The organism is Aliivibrio sifiae, assembly GCF_002954715.1.
Lineage (GTDB): Bacteria > Pseudomonadota > Gammaproteobacteria > Enterobacterales > Vibrionaceae > Aliivibrio > Aliivibrio sifiae.
In genome coordinates this window covers 36,595-57,996 of sequence record NZ_MSCP01000003.1, presented here as the reverse complement: position 1 = coordinate 57,996, position 21,402 = coordinate 36,595, and the positions used below count along the sequence as shown (strand labels likewise).

The window sequence follows — 21,402 nt, the reverse complement described above, 5'->3', positions numbered from 1 at the left end:
ATCCATATAAATTAATTATTCAAATAAAATGGGCGACCATAGCCTAAGGCATTGGTTGCAGAACCTGAGGTGATGCCAGTGTTAGTACCTAAACCTCGAATTGCAATAGAAAGCATGACGTTACTTTCGTATTCTGGTTCGTAGCTTCCAATCAAACCTGAGGTTTCTGGTGCAATAATTTGATCGCTATAGGTTAAGCCAAATGACCAGCAATCACTTAAATAAGTGGCGCCAACCAGAGTTTCTAGCATAAATTCTTCTCTAGTGTCATAGAAATACTGGGCATTTAAACGCCAACTATTACCTATATTATATTGTGTTAAGATACCCGCTTGATAAATACCATAACGTGTTACTGATGATGGTCCAGGATCAGAATAGGATAGATTGTCATCAATATAACTCTTACTGACATAACGGTAATTCGCTTGGATATAACCACGATTGTGACGATATTCTAAGGTACTGTTTGCTACTTGAAGCTCACTTTCATTAGAGTCGTATTGGATACCACCGTGATAGAACAGATAGTCATCATAGTTAAAATCACTTTCTATTGCCCACGCAGATGAATTTTTATTATCATTGTTTTCAGACGTACCAGAACCATCCATATATAAGATCTGTCCAAAAGATATATTCATTCGCTCTTTATAAGCATCATCATAAAATCGAGATGTTGCACCAATACTAAATTGGTTTGCAGCAGCAATATAATCAACACCACTGTATTGACGGTCTCGGAATAAGCCATAATAGTCTAATTGAAGTTTACTACTATCATAACCACCTTCACCCTGACCGCCATAGATCTCACTTTGATCAACTTCAGGCACGTATAAGTATTGTATTTTAGGTTCTAAGGTTTGTAAGTATTCACCTAAGAATTTTTGCGTACTGTCTAAATAAATTGCACCATTAACTCTTACTTCTGGAATAGTTCGAGATGTATCTTCTTCTAAACTGGATAGTGAAGCATTTTTCTTATCAAATTCTTGGGTATAATGAGTATAAAGTAAGCTGGCTTCTGGAGTTAAAGACCACCAAGTGTCACTTAATGGTAAGCTTAATTTTGGTTCCATATGAACGCGTGTCGCAGATGGTTTAGTATCATCATCTGTGGCAAATTCACTAACATGGCTATGAAAGTTAAAATCCAGGGAATTATAAAATTGAGGTGCGTAATAGTTAAACTCAACTTGAGGCATTAGTCTATATGGTTTTTGACTTTCGACTAAAACTTGGAAGTCGCGAACTCGCATGGAGAGGTCCCAATCTTGAGAGCGATATGATACTTCTCCTGATTGTGTTAATTGGCCTTCATCACGGGTACCAATACTAGAATTTAGATCTTGGAAATAAGTAACATCACTAACTTGAGCGTATTCAACTTCAAATTTCCAGTGTTGTCTGAATATTCCTGAATGATTCCAACTGGCTCCCCAACGAGCGCCTTTATCTTGGTTTTTGGCATCGTCACCAAGGTATTCTGCATTGAGTTCACCAGCACCTAGGTCAGTTAAATAGCGGAAGTTCCCTTCTAACTGAGTACCACGTTTTTCCATGTAATTAATCGTTGTAATCGCATCATAATTTGGTGCAATATTCCAATAAACAGGTATAGAAAGTTCAAAACCATCTTTACTGTCTAAACCTGCACTTGGGATTAAAACGCCTGTTTTACGCTTATCGCCAACAGGGACAGTAATATAGGGAAGATATAAAATAGGGACGTCAAGAACTTCAAAACGAGCATTATAAAAAGTTGCCCATTCATCTGATTGGTCGAGTTCAATATCACTGGCTTTAAAGCGCCAGCTTTTATCACCAGCAGGACAAGTTGTGAATGAGGCGTCTTCTAATTGATAGATTTCTTGGCCTGTTTTTAATACACGACTAGCCTGTCCTCGAATTGGTTGGCACGACATTTTATATGCCGCATTAATCATGGTAGTGTCTTCTGTAGTTAAATCAGTTGTTACTTTGTCTGATTTTGACCTCATATCCATACTTGAATAGTCAACATTACCTTCTGCAATCGCAATATTTTCTTGTTGATGTAAAGTAATACTATCTGCTTTTATTTCTTGGCGGCCTTTAATAATATGAACGTTACCTTTATAGGTCGCTTTTGAATTATTAAGAGCTTCAAAGCTATCAGATTGAATTAATACAGGTTGTTGATCTTCTTCCTCTTTAGATGTTTTTTCAGGCACAGGGCAAGAGTTAACTGCATTAGTTTGTAAAGGGAAGATAATGCTATTTTCTGGAGATACGATTGTGCTTCCATCATCGGCAATGACGGGAGAACCGTAAAGAAGGCATCCAGCAAGTGAAGCAAGTAGGCTGCGAGAGGTAAAAGGCATCGAGTTAGACGTTCCTGTTCGTTATATTAATCCGCTGATATACTCAAAGAGACTAGACAGAGTCACTTGTTTATAATAAAGCAAAAGCCATGCCCAAACCACCCATAAGATGTCGCTATCATCGATTAATGGTTGTAAAGTAACAGGCTGCGTTTGCTCAGAGTGTGACAGAGTAAAAATAGAATAATTCATTAATTGGAATATAAAATGCAAATATTTGGCAAAATATTAGGTGGTTTTTTTGGTTTCCTATTTGGCGGCTTTTTTGGCGCGGCATTAGGGATCTTTATTGGCCATCAATTTGATAAAGCAAAGCGCATGGCAAACAGCGGTTTTACCTTTCAAACTGGCGGGGCTTCTCAAACTCAAAAACAAGCTGAGTTTTTCCATGCGGCTTTTGCCGTTATGGGTCATGTAGCGAAAGCAAAAGGGCAAGTTACCGCTCAAGAAATACAACTTGCTGCGATGATGATGGAGCGTATGAATCTAAATGCTGAGCAAAAAAGAGAAGCTCAAGAGGCATTTAGAGAGGGTAAAGAAAATGACTTCCCATTACGTGAAACATTACAAAAAATCCGCTCGATCACTGGTGGTCGTTATGATCTATTGCAATTCTTTTTAGAATTACAAATAGCATCGGCGATTGCAGATGGTGACATTCACCCTAGTGAACGAGACATTTTACATATTGTTGCTGAAGAACTTGGCTTTAGTGCTGATCAGCTTGAAAAACGCTTAAAAATGCAAGAAGCAGCATTCCGTTTTCAACAAAGCGGCGGCTTTTCTGGCCAACAAGGAGGTTCTCATCAAGGCCATGGTCAATGGCAAAAAGCGAGTTCTGCTGACCAGTTAACTGATGCTTATAATTTATTGGGTATTAGTGAAGATGCAGATGCAAAAACAATTAAGCGTGCTCATCGTAAGTTAATGAATGAGCATCACCCTGATAAATTGGTGGCAAAAGGTCTACCACCAGAAATGATGGAAATGGCAAAAGAGAAAGCACAAGAAATTCAAGGTGCTTACGATTTAATTAAGAAAGCTAAAGGGCTTAAATAATCTGATCTCTTATTGTTTATTTAACTTCCAATTATAGTCGTAACTGATATCGCCTTTGAATGATTTTAATTCAGGGCGATATTTTTTTAGATGCTCAAAAAGTTGCTGTTGATTACCAAAATCGACCGCAAACCAATCATAAATAGATGAGAGTTGGATTTTGTTATCAGTAATGAGTATTCCTTTTTCACTATTAATGAATTCAGTTGCGGCTTTATCTAATAGTTTATCTCTGTTTCTGGCTGTAAATGCTTTGGATTGTAAGTTAGGGCAGCCAAGGCTAGCGCAATTTACGGCGTAGTGAGTTCTAGGATCATTCCAAATAGGCCTTAAAATTCGATGCTCAATATCATTAAGTGTTAGTGCTTTACCTGCGACCACAACCACTTCTTCATCCCAAGGCCCAAAGCTAAACAATCCTCCCAATTTTGTGATCGATTTGATTGGATAGTTATCCAAAATGATTTTTACGGTAATAGCATTATAAAGATTTACCCAATAAGCGTATTGTTCAGATTTTTTGTAATCTCTTGGATCGATTCTTCGCATTTGGCGTAAGTAACTATTTAATGTTCGCTCATCTGCATCCGTGATATTGGCATAATCAAAAAGAGTATATTCCCCTTGAGTGATAAGGTATTTATCTAACGTTTGTTGCCAATATTGATGTGATATTGTGGTGGCATTTTTTTCATTGCTTACATCCCAATAATCCCATAATTCAGATTTTGGTGCAGCGAACGCATTGAATGAGAAAAGCAAAAGTAACGAGGAAATAAGGGTTTTCATAAAAGGTACCTGACTTTTGTTTACTAATAATTATTTAGTATAGATTGCCTGTGTTTTATAGACAAAAAAGAGGTTGATACGTTCATATCAACCTCTATTATTTCCTAAATCCTAAATCCTAAATCCTAAATCCTAAATCCTAAATCCTAAATCCTAAATCCTATTTCAAGAAACTCGGGATCTTCGCCTCATACTCTGAAATCTTATCGGCATGTTGTAACGTCAAACCAATATTATCTAAACCATTTAACAAACAGTGGCGACGGAATTCATCAATCTCAAAGCTGTATTGTTTATTGTTAGCAGTTACTAACATAGCTTCTAAATCAACGTTAATTTCAGCGTCTTCATTTGCTTCAACGAATTGGAAAATTTCATCCACTTCCGTGTCAGTTAAACGAACAGGGATCATCTGGTTATTGATTGAGTTGCCATAAAAAATATCCGCAAAGCTTGGTGCGATCATAACTTGGATACCATAATCAGCTAACGCCCAAGGTGCGTGTTCACGAGATGAGCCGCAACCAAAGTTTTCACGAGCAAGGAGAATGCTAGCGCCTTGGTAGCGTGGTGCATTCATCACAAACTCAGGGTTTGCTTGCTCACCAGCATCATCAAGAAAACGCCAATCGTGAAATAGGTGTTTACCAAAACCAGTGCGATTTACTTTCTGTAGAAATTGTTTTGGAATGATCGCATCGGTATCAATATTCGCCGTATCTAAAGGAACGACTAGACCTGTATGTTGCTTAAAACCTGACATAGTAAATTCCTTTATGCATTTTCAGTAATAGTACGGATATCAACAAAGTGACCCGCAATTGCAGCAGCGGCAGCCATTGCAGGGCTCACTAGGTGAGTTCGACCATCACGGCCTTGGCGGCCTTCAAAGTTACGGTTTGATGTAGATGCACAACGCTCTTGTGGACCTAAGCGATCGTTGTTCATAGCAAGACACATTGAACAACCAGGTAGACGCCATTCAAAGCCCGCTTCTTTAAAGATCACATCCAAACCCTCTTTTTCCGCTTGTGCTTTTACTTGCTCAGAGCCGGGAACAATTAACGCTTGAACATGAGCTGCAACTTTATTGCCTTTGGCAACGGCTGCTGCTGCGCGCATGTCTTCGATACGTGAGTTAGTACACGAGCCAACAAACACTTTATCTACATTGTAATCAGACAGGGATTTTCCGGCTTCAAGGCCCATGTAAGCTAATGCTTTTTCAGCTGATGCTTTTTCTACTGGGTCAGAAAAACTCTCAGGTGCAGGGATTGGTTGGTCAACAGCAATTACTTGTCCTGGATTTGTTCCCCAAGTTACTTGAGGTTTAATTTCAGAGGCTTCAAGTATTACCACTGCATCAAACTCTGCATCCTCATCTGTTTTTAGTGATGACCAGTATTCGATAGCTGCGGTTAAATCTTCCCCTTGAGGTGAGAATTTACGATCAGTAATGTAATCAAACGTCGTTTGGTCTGGAGCAATTAAACCGGCCTTTGCACCTAGTTCAATTGCCATGTTACATACCGTCATACGACCTTCCATTGTAAGGTCGGTAATCGCTTCACCACAGAATTCAACCACATAGCCAGTACCGCCAGCAGCCGTTGTTTTACCTATGATTGCTAGCACGATATCTTTTGCCGTAATGCCTTCGTCTACTTTTCCTTTAACTTCGATTTTCATGGTTTTAGCACGTGCTTGTTTTAGCGTTTGTGTCGCTAATACATGCTCTACTTCAGATGTACCAATACCAAATGCTAACGAACCAAATGCACCGTGAGTAGCTGTATGTGAATCACCACAAACAATTGTCATGCCTGGTAGAGTAATCCCCAGTTCAGGTCCCATTACGTGCACAATACCTTGGTATTTATGGTTTAAATCATAAAGGGTAACGCCAAATTCTTCACAGTTTTTAGACAGTGTTTCCATTTGGATTCGTGCCATTTCACCAGAGGCATTAATGTCTTTGGTTTGTGTCGATACGTTATGGTCCATTGTTGCGAAAGTTTTACCTACTTGGCGAACTTTACGACCTTTTTCACGTAGGCCATCAAACGCTTGTGGTGACGTTACTTCGTGCACCAAATGGCGATCGATGTATAAAATTGGGTTTTCGCCTTCTGCCGCTACAGCAACATGGGCGTCATAAATTTTTTCGTATAATGTTTTTGCGTTAGACATTGCTTCTTCCTTGAATTACGAATTCAAAATATATTCAGCGATTTTATCGCCCATTGCTGAGGTAGTTAGTGCAGGTTTATCACCGGCAAGATCTGCAGTTAATTCACCTGCTGACAGCGCTTTAGATACGGCAGCTTCAATACTTTGTGCTGCTTCTTCTTCACCTAGGCTGTAGCGTAGCATTAGTGCTGCAGATAAGATCTGAGCCACTGGGTTAGCAATATTCTTTCCTGCGATATCCGGTGCTGAACCACCTGCTGGTTCATACAGACCAAAGTTGCTCTCATTCAGACTTGCAGAAGGAAGCATACCCATAGAACCTGTGATCATTGCGCATTCATCAGAGATGATGTCACCGAAGATGTTTGAACATAGCATCACATCAAATTGAGAAGGGTCTTTGATTAGCTGCATGGTCGCGTTATCAATGTACATGTGGCTTAGTTTTACATCTGGGTAATCTTGAGCGACTTCTTCTACCACTTCACGCCATAGGATAGAGCTTTGCAGAACGTTCGCTTTATCAATTGAATAAACGTTTTTATTACGTAGACGAGCCGATTCAAAGGCAATCTTTGCAATGCGTTCGATTTCGTAGCGGTGATAAATTTCAGTGTCGTACGCTTTCTCTTGAGGGCCTTCACCTTCACGACCTTTAGGCTGACCAAAGTAGATACCACCAGTCAACTCACGTACAACAACTATATCAAAACCGTTACCAGAAATATCAGCACGCAGTGGAGAGAAGTTTTCTAATCCTTTATGGATTTGCGCAGGACGAAGATTACAGAATAGTTGGAAATGTTTACGTAGAGGAAGTAGGGCCCCACGCTCTGGTTGATCGTTCGGTGGCAAGTTTTCCCACTTAGGGCCGCCAACTGAACCAAATAATACGGCATCTGATTCTTCACAACCTTTTACTGTGCTCTCTGGTAGCGGACAACCATGGTTATCAATCGCGATACCACCTACATCGTGTTGTTCACGAGAGAATGAAATTGCGTGTTTTTTCTCAATTGCATCCAGAACTTTATGTGCTTGTTCCATAACTTCAGGGCCAATTCCATCGCCCGGTAAAATTGCAATTTTGTATGTTTTATTCGTCATGTTAATCCTTTAATCTTTTTATTTAATTTTGTTAATCAGAGAAGAGTAGACTCCTCCGATTTAAAATTCTGTTAAGTCGCCTTAAACCGTCGCAATCTTCTTTTGCTTAATTTCAGCAATTTGATCAGCACGGTGAATGCTATTAATGACGTGAAGTAGCGCTTGACCAGAGGCTTCGATAATATCGGTAGCTAAACCAGTACCGTGATACTTACGACCTTTATAGTTTGCGATGATATCTGCTTGGCCTAAACCATCTTCACCTTCGCCTTTAGCGGTTAAGTCAAACTTATCTAGGACAATCTCATAGCCTGTTAGTTTATAGATACATTGATAAAGAGCATCAACAGGACCATTACCGACCGCGGCTTCACATTTCTCTTCATCACCACAAAGTAGCTTGATACTGGTTGTCGCCATTACACTGCCAGATTGCACGCTTAGGTAGTTCAATTTATAGAAATCGTCTTCATCACGTAAGTTCGCAAAATGCATTAGGGCTTCTAAATCGTAATCAAATACTTGGCCTTTACGATCTGCCAGCTTCACAAAATCTGCATATAGCGTGTCTAGATTGTATTCTTCGTCTTTATAACCCATCGCATCCATGTGGCTCTTAACCGCAGCTCGGCCAGAACGACTGGTTAGATTTAACGCTTTGTTTTTAAGACCAATTGACTCAGGTGTCATGATCTCATAAGTGTTTTTATTCTTAAGCATACCGTCTTGGTGAATGCCTGAAGAGTGGCTAAAAGCGTTTGCGCCTACGATAGCCTTATTACTCTGAATTGGCATATTACAAAGCTGACTTACCAATTTACTGGTACGGTGAATCTCGTCGTTTTTAAGGCCCGTATGAACACCTAAGTATTCAGAACGAGTCTGTAAAATCATAGCAATTTCTTCTAAAGAACAGTTACCTGCACGCTCACCAATACCATTGATTGTTCCTTCAACTTGACGCGCTCCCGCTTGAACCGCAGCAATAGAGTTAGCAACAGACATTCCTAAATCATCATGGCAGTGTACAGAGATGATTGCTTTATCGATGTTTGGAACACGGTTAAATAATTGCTGAACAATACCGCCAAATTCACCTGGAATGGTGTAGCCAACTGTGTCTGGAATATTAATCGTATTTGCGCCTGCATTAATGGCTGCTTCAACCATACGGCAAAGATTATCAATTGGTGTACGACCAGCATCTTCACAAGAAAACTCGACATCATCTGTGTATTTACGTGCGTGTTTAACTGCTTTCACGCCCATTTCAACCACATCATCGTAGCTACGACGTAATTTGTCCTGAACATGAACGGTAGAAGTAGAAATAAAGGTATGAATTCGGAACGCTTCTGCGACTTTTAACGCTTCAGCAGCGGCATCAATGTCTTTAGCTACGGCGCGGGCAAGTCCACAAATACGGCTGTTTTTAATATGTTTGGCAATGGTTTGAACTGATTCAAAATCACCTGGAGAAGAGACTGGAAAACCAGCTTCAATAACATCAACACCTAGACGCTCAAGCGCATAAGCAATCTGCAATTTTTCTTTTACGGTTAAACTTGCTGATAGTGCTTGTTCGCCATCACGTAAGGTGGTGTCGAAGATTATGACTTGATCGCTCATGGGTTTGCTTCCTTGTGTATGTCATGCGCTTTAATGACGGTTATCCATAAAAAAACCCGCCATGTTCAGCGGGTTTTAAAATTTGGTTTATGGCTTCTTTTGTTCCACAACCTACCCGCGTGAGATGTTCACGATCAGGAGGAGGTTTAGAAATAAAGAAGATACTGTTTTCATTTGAAATACATTCCATAAAAATAATTAACAAATTAATATCGTACTCAGCTCATATCGTCAACCTTTAAATAGGTTTTTTACCTAATATGAATGTTTTTTGGGTTAAATGTTAAAAAAGAGAGATAAAACGATTGCGTGGGTGTGTTTTTATACAAAGTAGGCGTATTTTTAATTCTTAATAGTACAATTTAAAAATATCGGCTTTATCTGGCATGGCGTTTAGCAAATAGAAGAGATGCACATAATGAAAATAAATAAAAAATTCCTCTTTTTCCCTGTTGTTGCTCTAGGGGTAATAACGCTTATTGTTGTGACTAAATTGCGTCCATCGGTAGAAGTAAAACCATTAGAAGACCGCTCAAAAATTGTAAAAACGATTTCTTTAGAACAACAGAATATTGCACCTCAAGTGATAGGGTTTGGCAAAATAAGACCTAAATTTGAATGGAAGGCGATTGCAGAAGTATCGGGTAAAGTGGTTTATCGTCATCCTGATTTAAACAAAGGTAATATTTTGTTAGCGGGCACAGAAGTTTTACGTATCGATCCACTCGATTATGAATTAAAGCTTGCTCAAGCTGAAGCAGATTTAGGATCAAGCCAGACACAATTAGCGAAAGTGGATCTCGAAGAAAAAAATATCCGCAATACGTTAAAAATTGAGAAGAACCGTTTAACAATCAGTAAAAAAGAACTGAATCGTAAAGTAAATCTTCAGAAAAAAGGGTTAACGTCTCAATCAGATTTAGATCAACAAAATCAATCGTATTTAGCACAACAAAAAGTAGTGCAAGATATTCAAAATCAAATCCTCTTACTGCCAGATGAACGTAAAGTTGCACAAGCAATGGTGAAAGTGAATCAAGCAAAGTTAAAAGAAGCACAACGCTCTTTAGATAAAACTTCCATTATATTACCTACGGATGTTCGTATTTCAGAAGTAAATATTGAAGCAGATCAAGTAGTTAATTTACAGCAAGAAATGTTTGTTGCTCATGGTATTAAAATCATGGAAATGGAAGCGCAAGTATCGATTCATGATATGCAAACCTTAGCGCAAAGCTTTCGTGTATTTAAGTCTAATGAACAAGGAATGCCAAATATTGATTCATTACCGCTTCAAGCAATAGTGCAGTTGAGCAGTGGTCGTTTTAATGCTCAGTGGAAAGCTCAAGTTGAGCGTATCAGTGAAACTGTCGATCCAAACCAAGCTACTGTTGGTGTAATTTTAGAGATCCAACAAGACTATAAAATGCTAAAACCAACATCAGTACCTCCGTTGGTTAATGGCATGTTTGTAAAAGCATTAATTGAAGGAGAGGCTTCACCGCAGTGGGTGATCCCAGAAAGTGCCCTTCATGGCGATAAGATTTATTTGTTAAATCAAGATAATCAATTAACTATACTTCCTATAAAAATAGTCTTTAGAAGAGATAACCAAGTGGTCATTTCTGGTGGCATTAATGAGGGAGATTTATTGATCTTAAATGATCTCCTTCCTGCTATTAATGGCATGCAACTGCGTTCAGTCGTTCCTAAGAAGGAGCTTGTGGAATGATTAAGTTTTTTGCAAGACACCCAACGGCTGCCAATTTATTAATGCTCTCTATATTGCTGCTTGGTTTAGTGTCGTTATCTCAATTAAAGCGTGAAACTTTTCCTGAATTTAGTCCACCTTATATTTTAGCTGGTGTCGTTTATCCTGGAGCATCGCCACAAGAAGTGGAAGAGAGCATTTGTGTTCGAATGGAGGATGCCGTTGATGGCTTAGGAAATATAGAAGAAACCAAATGTGAGGCGATAGAAGGCTCTGCTCGTTTAGTGATTAAGCTGAATGAAAAAGCAGATATAGGACGAATGCTGGTTGATGTTCAAACTCAAATTGATTCGATTAATGATTTCCCTAAAGAGATAGAATCTCCGATAGTTCAAGAACTAGATTGGAATGAGCCAGTGGTGGATGTGGCAATTACTGCTGATACCACATGGCCAGAGTTGAAGGCATATGCTGAAAAATTGAAACAAAGTTTAAAGCTTGATTATGATGTTTCTTTGGTTGAAGTAAGTGGGTTTTCTGATCATCAATACCGTGTTGAATTAAATGAAAGTGCGATTCGTCAGCTTGGCTTAAATGTCAGTGATATTGCAAATAAACTGGCTGAGCAAAATGTAAAGTTACCCAGCGGTAGCATTGAAACACCAGAAAAAAACTTTTTAATTCGTTTCGATGAAAGAAAAACAACGCCTCAAGAATTAGCTAAAACGGTGATGGGAGCATCGGATAATGGCGCATTGATCCGTTTAGGTGATATTGCCACGATAACCGATCGCTTTGAGCTTGATGAGCAAAAAGTATTGTTTGATGGTAAGCCGTCAGCCTTACTTAAGATCAGTAAAAATAAAGAAGAAGATGCCTTACGAATTAAAGATCGTGTGACTGAGTTTGTTAAATATCAGCAGTCCATCGCTCCTGATGGTGTCGCATTAGAAATGACCAATGATCTTTCTTCTTTATTATGGGATCGATTAACCATGATGGTGAAAAATGGTTGGCAAGGGATCATTCTTGTATTTTTAACCATGTGGTTATTTTTTACTTTCCGTTACTCTTTTTGGGTTGCGGCAGGGCTTCCGGTTGCTTTTCTTGGTGGCTTATTTTTAATGGCGAGTTTAGGGCTCTCTATTAATATTATGTCACTGGTCGCACTATTAATGGCAATAGGGATCATGATGGATGATGCCATCGTAATTGCGGAATCGATCGCCTCACATTTAGATCGAGGGCAAGAGATAGATGATGCGGTGTATAACGGCGTCAAAAAAGTCTTCCCTGGCGTATTGTCTTCTTTCTTAACGACAGTATGTATTTTTGGTAGCTTGATGTTTTTACAAGGAGAGATGGGGGCGGTATTAAAAGTCATTCCTCAAGTGCTTATTCTTGTATTGACTCTGAGCTTAATTGAAGCGTTTTTAATTCTTCCTAATCACCTTAGCCACTCTTTGCATAAGTCAAAAAATGATAAGCCAATTACTGGTTTTAAAAAGAAAGTGTTAGACCGTTTTGAACATTTTAGAAATGTCACTTTAGTGAAAGCAGTAACAAAAGTGGTGGAATGGCGTTATGCCTTTTTAGGTGCCGTGATTGCCAGTTTATTGATTTCTTTTTCACTTATTTCTGGAGGTGCTCTGAAGTTTGTCGGTTTTCCAGAGTTAGATGGAGATATAGCAGAAGCACGAATTATTTTACCACCGGGTACCTCACTTTCTCAGACTGAGATTGTGGTTGATAAAATTGTTTCTGCGGCAGAAAAACTAAATAAGGAATGGAGTGAAAAGAACGAAGGGGGTCGCCAACTTGTCGAACATATCACTCAGCAATTTAATACCAATGCAGATGCGAGTGAATCTGGACCTCATCTAGCGACCATTCGTTTAGATTTATTAGGGGCAGAAAAACGAAACACACTAATTGATGATTTTATTGATGCATGGCGTGCAGAAGTTGGAGAGTTAGCAGAGCCAATAACCATGGTTTATAAGCAACCGACGATGGGGCCGGGTGGTCGAGCGATTGAAATTCGCATGATGGATGATGATTTACATACGTTAAAATCAGCGTCATTAGAAGTGCAAGCCTATTTAAATGAGTTTGCAGGGGTTTATGGTGTGCTTGATGACATGCGAATGGGGAAAGAAGAAGTACTTGTTAAGCTTCGACCAGGGGCTGAAACCTATGGAGTGACAGGTCAACTGGTTGCTAATCAATTACGTGCTGCGTATTTTGGGCAAACGGCTGATGAGATCCAATTGGGTGTTGAAAATATTGAAATTGAAGTACGTTTGAATAAAGATCAAGCAGGGGATTTACATACATTAGAGAACTTCCCTATCATTTTGCCTACAGGAGGCCAAATACCACTAGCCTCTGTTGCAACATTAGATTTTCAGCGTAATTATGTTCGAATTCAACGTATTAATGGGTTAAGAACTTTAAGTGTATTTGGTGATGTTCATGCCTCGCAAGTCAGTTCTTCGGAAATACTGGCGCAATTTAGAACAGAGCTTGCTCCTGAACTTCAGAAAAAATACCCAAGCTTACGTTTTGATTTTGAAGGGGAAGCGAAAGATACCGCTGAAACAGGACAATCAATGGGCACAGGATTCATGCTGGGTTTATTTGGTGTCTTTGTTATCTTAAGTTTTCAATTCAGAAGTTACCTTGAACCCTTTGTGGTGATGCTTGCGATTCCATTAGCTTTGATTGGTGTGCTATGGGGGCATGTATTATTAAATCATCCACTGAGTATGCCGAGCATTATGGGATTTGTTTCATTAGCGGGAATAGTGGTTAATGACTCTATTTTATTAGTGCAATACATTCGACATCATGTTGATGATGGAGATTCGGTGTATGAATCAGTTGTGAAAGCGAGTCAAGAAAGGTTTAGAGCAGTATTTTTAACATCAATTACGACTGCTGCTGGTTTGTTGCCTTTATTGCTTGAGACTAGTTTACAAGCTCAGGTTATTCAGCCACTCGTCGTTTCTATCGTGTTTGGTATTTTTACATCAACATTATTAGTGCTCTTCATGATCCCTGCTGCCTATGCGATATTGGCTGATTTTGGATTAGTAAAGAAGCATGAAGAGCTACATTAAGTAAGTAAGTGAGCTGAATAATTAAAAAAGAAACAGTAAATTAACAGAAAAAACAGAATCGGTTTTACTTAGCCCTGGCGGCACACGATCTAAATATTCTTGAGATTGTGCGATCTTCAGGGCAATTTCTTCTGTAATGTTATTTGTCACGCTGATTTCAGAATCGACACGAGTATTACTTTTACCACTAATTACAGTGACTTCTGATGCAAGGGTAATTACGTCCATCGGTTTCCACGATAAGGTCATATTTGTTCGTATAATTGCTTCGGCAACCGTCTCCGGAAAAATAAGATCATCATCATCAATTTCATCAAGATTTGGGTTTTGGTAACGATAACCAGGACCTAATTCTAATTCTAATACTAATGTTTCAGTGTTACTTGCTTGGTAACCGAGACCACCCGAAAACGTATAATCTTTAAAATAGGCACTGTATTTAGTTTCTAAACCTTTAAAGTTGGCATAAAGGTAATAATCAGGGCTTATTTTATAGTCACTCTGTAAATTAAGGCTTAATTGGTCTTTATCTGTTTCGCCGTCGTCTTTCGATAAGTAATATTTTACTTCACCAGTATGACGATGCTGTCCAGAAGTATAGCTTGCTTCTAAACGACCATTAAGGGATTGAGAGTCATCGTTTCCCTTGCTTGATTGATAACCAAATTCGACTTGGCTCTCCCATGGTGAAGGAGGTGTTGTATCCTGTTCTTCTGCTTCAATTTTACTTGCTGTAGCAATGATACTTGGTGTTTTTTCAAGAGTTAACTCTTCTGTCTCTGCTTCACAATCATCTTTTGATAAGTAATATTTTACTTCACTGGCGTGACTATTTTTCCCAGAGGTATAAACCGGTTCTAGACTACAATTAAGAGATAGTGAGTTGTCGCTTCCATAAGTTGTTTCGACTTGATTTTCCCTAGGAGAGGGAGGTGACGTATCCGCGTCTTCAGTATCGTTCTCACTTGCATGAACAGATGCACTAATTGCGATAAGCCCTGTAAGTAAAACTTTTTTTAACACGTATCAATCTCAGAAAAAGTAAAGAGGTTAGATAGTATAGGTTTTTTATTGGATTAAAGAGTTAAATTTGAGTCAAAATCTTTATTTTGCGAATGGTGAGGTTGGTATGGAAGGATTGTTATTTCATCCATGTTTCTTTTGGTTATAATGTAGAGCTAAATTTAGGATGGTGAAAAAGTAGTAATGGCCGATAATCGAAATCAAAACCGTAAACACGATGCACAAGTTGATGCGTTAAAAGTACCGCCGCATTCATTAGAGGCAGAGCAATCTGTACTTGGTGGTTTACTACTTGATAATGAGCGTTGGGATTCTGTTGCAGAAAAAGTAGTGGCTGGTGATTTTTATAGCCGACCACATCGACTGATTTTTGAATCAGTTAAATCCATCCTAGAAAATAGTATGCCTCTAGATTTGATTACTTTATCTGAGCATCTTGAACGTCATGAAAAACTAGATTCAGTGGGTGGTTTTGCCTATCTTGCTGATTTAGTCAAGAATACCCCAAGTGCGGCGAATATTAATGCCTATGCAGATATTGTTCGTGAACGTGCCATGGTACGTAATCTTATTGGTGTAGCTAATGAGATTGCAGATGCTGGTTATGATCCTCAAGGTCGAACGTCTGAAGATTTGCTTGATATGGCGGAAAGTAAAGTATTTGCTATTGCCGAAGAGCGTACGACTGAAAATGAAGGTCCACAGAATGTCGATTCAATTCTAGAGAAAACATTAGAGCGTATTGAAATCTTATACCAGACACCGCAAGATGGCGTGACTGGGGTTTCTACTGGTTTTACTGATCTCAACAAGAAAACGGCTGGTCTTCAAGGTTCTGACTTGATCATTGTCGCTGCTCGTCCATCGATGGGTAAAACCACCTTTGCAATGAACTTATGTGAAAATGCGGCAATGGATCAAGATAAACCAGTGCTTATTTTCTCGCTAGAGATGCCTGCTGAACAATTGATGATGCGTATGTTGGCATCGATGTCTCGTGTTGACCAAACTAAAATTCGTACAGGTCAATTGGATGATGAAGATTGGGCGCGTATTTCGTCTACGATGGGCATTTTGACTCAAAAGAAAAATATGTATATCGATGATAGTTCAGGTCTTACACCAACAGAGCTTCGTTCTCGTGCTCGCCGAGTTGCGCGTGAAGCCGGTGGTCTAAGTATGATCATGGTCGATTACCTTCAGTTAATGCGAGTGCCAGGCCTACAAGACAACCGTACTCAAGAAATCTCTGAGATATCTCGCTCTTTAAAAGCACTTGCGAAAGAGCTGAACGTTCCTGTTGTTGCTCTATCTCAGTTGAACCGTTCCCTAGAGCAACGTGCCGATAAACGTCCAATTAACTCGGATCTTCGTGAATCTGGAGCGATTGAGCAAGATGCCGATTTAATCATGTTTATTTACCGTGATGAGGTTTATAACCCTGAGAGTAATCGTAAAGGCATTGCAGAAATTATTTTGGGTAAACAGCGTAATGGTCCTATCGGTTCGGTAAGTTTGACATTCCAAGGACAATTCTCACGCTTTGATAACTACGCAGGTCCTGCGTTTGATGATGAATAAGGCAATAATATGAGCTACATGAAAGCGGCGGCTGCCCAAGTTGATATGTCAGCTTTAGCGCATAATTTGCAAAAGATTAAACAACAAGCACCAAACAGTAAACTTCTTGCTGTAGTAAAGGCCAATGGCTACGGCCATGGTTTACTTCATATCGCAAAAGGGGCACAAGGTGCAGACGCTTTTGGTGTAGCTCGTATTGAAGAGGCTTTACAGCTTCGCGCTGGCGGTATTGTTAAGCAAGTATTGTTACTTGAAGGTTTTTATTCTGCTTGTGATTTACCTATTCTGGTCGCAAATAACATTCAGACTGCGGTACATTGTAAAGAGCAATTAGAAGCATTAGAAGGCGCAGAGCTTGAAGGGCCAGTAGTTGTTTGGCTTAAAGTGGATTCAGGGATGCATCGTTTAGGTATCCGCCCTGAAGAATATCAAGAGTATGTTGACCGTTTGCATGCATGTAAAAACGTAGCTAAACCATTACGTTACATGAGCCATTTTGGTTGTGCTGATGAACTTGATAACCCAACAACCAATAAGCAAATAGATACCTTTATGTCATTAACGGATGGTTGCCAAGGTGAGCGTTCTCTGGCGGCATCTGCAGGGTTATTAGCATGGCCTGATAGCCAACTAGACTGGGTTAGACCTGGTATTATTATGTATGGCGTTTCACCATTTGCGAATCAGTCTGCACAAGAGCTAGGTTACTTGCCTACCATGACCCTTACCTCTCATTTAATCGCAGTTCGTGATGTGAAAGCCGGTGAAAGTGTTGGCTATGGAGCAATGTGGACCAGCGAACGTGATACAAAAATTGGTGTCATTGCGATTGGTTATGGCGATGGTTATCCAATAGCCGCTCCTAATGGTACGCCCGTTTTGGTGAATGGACGTAAAGTTTCAATTGCTGGTCGTGTTTCTATGGATATGTTGACGGTTGATTTGGGACCTGATGCAAAAGATAAAGTGGGTGATGAAGCGGTTTTATGGGGGCGAGATCTTCCAGCCGAAGAAGTTGCCGAGCATATCGGAACTATTGCTTATGAGTTAGTGACTAAACTAACATCACGAGTACAGATGCAATACATTTAATGAGATCTACTTTGAATTTGTTTTCACTTAAAAGCGCTACTGGTTTAGCGCTTTTTCTTATTTTACCTTTTTCTTTTTTAAGCAATGCGTTTGCAGAAGAAGATATTTGGCCAACTTCATTACCTGAAACATCAGCTGTTCCTTTTATGTTTTCATCTGAGAGCTTGGGGACTACAGTAGGCGCAGCTGCTGTGATGAAGGGGGTCGGTCAACCTCAAGCGACATTATTTGCAGCGGGACTCTATTCCAATAAGGGGTCTTACATGACATATTTGTCTGCTAATAACTTCCAAGTTGGTCATTCATGGTTGGTGGGAGCCAATGCTTATAATGCTAATTTTAAGGATATGGATTATCACCTTGGAGCAGCCGGCAGTAACAGTTCTTCTGTTAATGATGAAGTTTTTACTGATGGTGTTGAATCACAATATCACCTCACGGCTAATTATATTCTACCGATCGGTAATGCAGAAGATATAGGTGCAAAAGCTGCTTATATGCCTAATCGAAAAGTGAAAAACTATAACCCATTGGAAAGTGGTGTTTCTAGCATTGAGTTAAGCCCTTTCTATTATTCTCGTGTTTTATCCGATGTTGCTGGATGGGATGAGCCAGACGCTAATTGGGGTATAAAGGTAAATTTTGATTGGGATAACCGAAATAGTGTAAGAAACACGACTCACGGTTCGCGAACAGAGTTAGATTTTGCCTATTCGCCAGAAACTAGTGAACAAGAAGAGTGGTGGACATGGGAGTTTCAACAGAGTGCTTTCTTTGATTTAGGTAGCTTGGGGAATGTGATAAATAAACAGGTTCTGGCCTTTGATTTTTATATCGCGGATACACCAAGTTGGCAATCTGATTCGCATCAACCTCCAGAATATGCAGGTATAAAACTCGGTGGACTTTATCGTCTACGTAGCTACGGTGGTGGACGGTTCCATGGACGCTCAGCCATTAATTATTCTGCGGAATATCGAGTAATGCCAGATTGGCAACCCTTAGAAGATTGGCCCATTTTTAATCTTTATGATGTGCCTTGGTGGCAGTGGGTTGCATTTGTTGATGCAGGACGAGTTGCTGATGAGTTTTCATTATCTACATTGCATGATGATATGAAGTGGAGTGTAGGTGGCGCGATACGTTTTCAAGTTGAAGGTATTGTTGTGCGAACCGAATTATCGAAAGGCACCGAAGAAAGCATCTTTCGAGTCATGATTAATCAGCCATTTTAATCGATTAATTACGAGAAAAATGACTTGAGCACTAGAGTTCTGTAATTTTGACAGAGATAATGTTCACTTATAGAAGTTTTAATGTGACCTAACTCAAAAAGGGTGAGCGTAGTTTTGGTCATAATATATAAAGTTCACCATATTTTTTAGATTCGTATAAACGGGGTGTTCAGATCTTATTTCTGAGCCAACAAACCTACTACACGGGATATTTTTACCATGTTAAAAAACATCAACCCAACAGAAACTCAAGCTTGGGCAGAGTTAACTGCACATTTTGAAACCGCACAAAACATGAATTTGTCAGATTTGTTTGCTGCTGATGCTCAACGTTTTGATAAATTCTCAACAACGTTTGGTCAAGATATCTTAGTTGATTTCTCTAAGAACCTAGTAACTGAAGAGACAATGAAAAATCTGTTCTCTTTAGCTGAGCAAACTGAATTATCAGAAGCAATTAACGCGATGTTCAGTGGTGAAAAAATCAATAAAACTGAAGGCCGTTCAGTGCTTCATACAGCACTGCGTAATCGCAGCAACACTCCAGTGATTGTTGATGGTGAAGATGTAATGCCTGCAGTTAATGCGGTACTAGAAAAAATGAAAGGCTTTACTGAGCGTTTAATTTCTGGTGAGTGGAAAGGTTATACTGGTAAAGAAATTACAGATATCGTAAACATCGGTATTGGTGGTTCAGATCTTGGGCCATACATGGTATCTGAAGCGCTTGCACCATATAAAACACGTCTAAACATGCACTTTGTTTCAAACGTTGATGGTACACACATTGTTGAAACTCTGAAGCCATTAAATCCAGAAACAACCCTGTTCTTAATCGCATCGAAAACATTTACAACTCAAGAAACAATGACGAATGCACACAGTGCTCGTGATTGGTTCCTTGCTGAAGCTGGCGATCAAGCACACGTTGCTAAACACTTTGCAGCACTATCAACTAATGCACCATCAGTGTCTGAGTTTGGTATCGATACAGACAATATGTTTGAGTTCTGGGATTGGGTTGGTGGTCGTTATTCTCTATGGTCTGCAATCGGCCTTTCAATTGCATTAGCGGTTGGTTTTGATAACTTCATTGAGTTGCTGGAAGGTGCTCATGAAGTAGATAAGCATTTTGCTGAAACGGATCTTGAAAATAACGTACCAGTTATTCTTGCTCTTATTGGCCTATGGTATAACAACTTCCATGGTGCAGAATCAGAATCTATTCTTCCATACGATCAATACTTACATCGTTTTGCTGCGTACTTCCAACAAGGAAATATGGAATCAAATGGTAAATGTGTAGATCGTAACGGTAACCCAGTTGATTACCAAACTGGCCCAATTATTTGGGGCGAACCTGGTACAAATGGTCAGCACGCGTTCTACCAATTGATCCACCAAGGTACTAAATTAATACCTTGTGATTTTATTGCACCTGCAATTAGCCATAATCAAGTGGGTGATCATCACCAAAAATTAATGTCTAACTTCTTCGCACAAACAGAAGCATTAGCGTTTGGTAAAACGGAAGAAACAGTTCGCGCAGAGTTTGCTGCGGCAGGTAAAACTGAAGCAGAAGTTGCTGAGCTAGTTGCATTCAAAGTGTTTGAAGGTAACCGTCCAACAAACTCTATTCTTGTTAAGCAAGTTACGCCTAAAACACTAGGTAACTTGATTGCAATGTATGAACACAAAATCTTTGTTCAAGGTGTTATTTGGAACATTTTCAGTTTTGATCAGTGGGGCGTAGAACTTGGTAAGCAACTGGCTAACCAAATCCTTCCTGAGTTAGCAGACGATAAAGCCGTGACTTCTCACGACAGTTCAACTAACGGCTTAATTAACGCATTTAAAGCATACAAAGCTTAATCGTTAATAATAAAAAAGAGCTGACTTCGGTCGGCTCTTTTTGTATCCGTAGTTTATAAATAATAAAAAAGGTTGATACCTAAATATCAACCTCCATCATTTCCTGAATCCTAGTTCTTGCTTTTACTCTTATAGAAGCGAAGCGTTCTAGTCTCTGTTACTCAAAACAGATCTCAATAAACGCATTACCCCATTCCGAAGTAAATGGCATGATAATAATTGCGCCTTCGCATTTGTGAGTAATAGTATGGCCTTTACCAGAAACGACCATAGGTGTTGCCATATTAAATTCAAAACCGCTTTCAGAAAGAATACGTTTCGCACCACCAGTAACCATATTAGTGATTTCACCCACCATATCAGTGACTTCTTCATTAATACTGTTTGGGCGTTCACCCAACATGTTTTGCATAATTTGCAGTGCAAGTTGCTCGTCAAAAGTAATAGACATTGATCCTTTACTTTGTGACGCAACCATACCAATTAAACCAGAAACATCACCACGAGCAATTTCATCTTTTTTAATACGAGGTTTCTGTGGTTTCAAGTCCATTGAAGCCATCGTTTTAAGTACATTCATTAATGAAGCTAAGAATGGGTTTACAAATTCAGCGCGCATCGTAGGG

15 protein-coding genes are annotated in these 21,402 nt (G+C 39.4%); 7 read left to right on the top strand and 8 right to left on the bottom strand.

Features of this window, described 5'->3' with window-relative positions; translation table 11 throughout:
• Positions 1–11: 11 nt before the first annotated feature.
• On the bottom strand, positions 12–2,366 hold the full coding sequence (gene lptD, locus BTO23_RS18575; protein WP_105064319.1) for an LPS assembly protein LptD: 2,355 nt from the start codon (positions 2,364–2,366) through the stop codon (positions 12–14).
• Between the two features lie 207 nt (positions 2,367–2,573).
• Between lptD and djlA the strand changes: the two genes are divergently transcribed.
• Positions 2,574–3,425, top strand: a complete 852-nt coding sequence (djlA, locus tag BTO23_RS18570) for a co-chaperone DjlA (protein ID WP_061014098.1) — start codon at positions 2,574–2,576, stop codon at positions 3,423–3,425.
• A 9-nt stretch (positions 3,426–3,434) separates the two neighbouring features.
• Here the strand turns inward: djlA and BTO23_RS18565 are convergent, their stop codons facing one another.
• The 5 genes from BTO23_RS18565 to leuA all read right to left on the bottom strand — a co-directional run bounded on the left by BTO23_RS18565 (position 3,435) and on the right by leuA (position 9,140).
• Positions 3,435–4,214, bottom strand: coding sequence for a DUF547 domain-containing protein (locus BTO23_RS18565; protein WP_105064318.1), 780 nt, complete (start codon positions 4,212–4,214; stop codon positions 3,435–3,437).
• A gap of 160 nt (positions 4,215–4,374) precedes the next feature.
• Positions 4,375–4,977, bottom strand: a complete 603-nt coding sequence (leuD, locus tag BTO23_RS18560) for a 3-isopropylmalate dehydratase small subunit (RefSeq protein WP_061014101.1) — start codon at positions 4,975–4,977, stop codon at positions 4,375–4,377.
• Between the two features lie 11 nt (positions 4,978–4,988).
• Positions 4,989–6,404 (bottom strand): 3-isopropylmalate dehydratase large subunit, encoded by a 1,416-nt coding sequence (gene leuC, locus BTO23_RS18555; protein ID WP_105064317.1) that lies wholly within the window; start codon positions 6,402–6,404, stop codon positions 4,989–4,991.
• Positions 6,405–6,419: 15 nt separating this feature from the next.
• The gene (gene leuB, locus BTO23_RS18550) at positions 6,420–7,511 is read right to left on the bottom strand and encodes a 3-isopropylmalate dehydrogenase (RefSeq protein WP_045103005.1); all 1,092 of its coding nucleotides are present in this window, start codon (positions 7,509–7,511) and stop codon (positions 6,420–6,422) included.
• An 81-nt stretch (positions 7,512–7,592) separates the two neighbouring features.
• The gene (leuA, locus tag BTO23_RS18545) at positions 7,593–9,140 is read right to left on the bottom strand and encodes a 2-isopropylmalate synthase (protein ID WP_105064316.1); all 1,548 of its coding nucleotides are present in this window, start codon (positions 9,138–9,140) and stop codon (positions 7,593–7,595) included.
• A gap of 418 nt (positions 9,141–9,558) precedes the next feature.
• On the opposite strand from leuA, the gene BTO23_RS18540 reads away from it, so the two are divergent.
• Together BTO23_RS18540 and BTO23_RS18535 are read left to right on the top strand one after the other, a co-directional pair.
• Positions 9,559–10,872, top strand: coding sequence for an efflux RND transporter periplasmic adaptor subunit (locus BTO23_RS18540; RefSeq protein WP_105064315.1), 1,314 nt, complete (start codon positions 9,559–9,561; stop codon positions 10,870–10,872).
• Complete coding sequence (locus tag BTO23_RS18535) at positions 10,869–13,973, top strand: efflux RND transporter permease subunit (protein ID WP_105064314.1); 3,105 nt, start codon at positions 10,869–10,871, stop codon at positions 13,971–13,973. Before BTO23_RS18540 ends, BTO23_RS18535 begins: the two co-directional genes overlap by 4 nt.
• Before the next feature lie 21 nt (positions 13,974–13,994).
• Here the strand turns inward: BTO23_RS18535 and BTO23_RS18530 are convergent, their stop codons facing one another.
• Positions 13,995–14,717, bottom strand: a complete 723-nt coding sequence (locus tag BTO23_RS18530) for a DUF481 domain-containing protein (protein WP_245922155.1) — start codon at positions 14,715–14,717, stop codon at positions 13,995–13,997.
• A 462-nt stretch (positions 14,718–15,179) separates the two neighbouring features.
• Here BTO23_RS18530 and BTO23_RS18525 point away from each other — a divergent pair, with 462 nt between their 5' ends.
• The 4 genes from BTO23_RS18525 to pgi all read left to right on the top strand — a co-directional run bounded on the left by BTO23_RS18525 (position 15,180) and on the right by pgi (position 20,776).
• Positions 15,180–16,577 carry a replicative DNA helicase gene (locus BTO23_RS18525; protein WP_060993923.1) on the top strand — a complete coding sequence of 466 codons (1,398 nt, stop codon included), beginning with the start codon at positions 15,180–15,182 and terminating at the stop codon, positions 16,575–16,577.
• 9 nt (positions 16,578–16,586) lie between these two features.
• Positions 16,587–17,669, top strand: coding sequence for an alanine racemase (gene alr / locus BTO23_RS18520; protein WP_105064312.1), 1,083 nt, complete (start codon positions 16,587–16,589; stop codon positions 17,667–17,669).
• The gene (locus tag BTO23_RS18515; RefSeq protein WP_061030565.1) at positions 17,669–18,904 is read left to right on the top strand and encodes a BamA/TamA family outer membrane protein; all 1,236 of its coding nucleotides are present in this window, start codon (positions 17,669–17,671) and stop codon (positions 18,902–18,904) included. Before alr ends, BTO23_RS18515 begins: the two co-directional genes overlap by 1 nt.
• 219 nt (positions 18,905–19,123) lie before the next feature.
• Entirely contained in the window at positions 19,124–20,776 is a 1,653-nt protein-coding gene (pgi, locus tag BTO23_RS18510; protein ID WP_060993920.1) for a glucose-6-phosphate isomerase, read from the top strand.
• Between the two features lie 157 nt (positions 20,777–20,933).
• Here the strand turns inward: pgi and BTO23_RS18505 are convergent, their stop codons facing one another.
• Entirely contained in the window at positions 20,934–21,395 is a 462-nt protein-coding gene (locus BTO23_RS18505) for a chemotaxis protein CheX (protein ID WP_060993919.1), read from the bottom strand.
• Between the last annotated feature and the right edge of the window lie 7 nt (positions 21,396–21,402).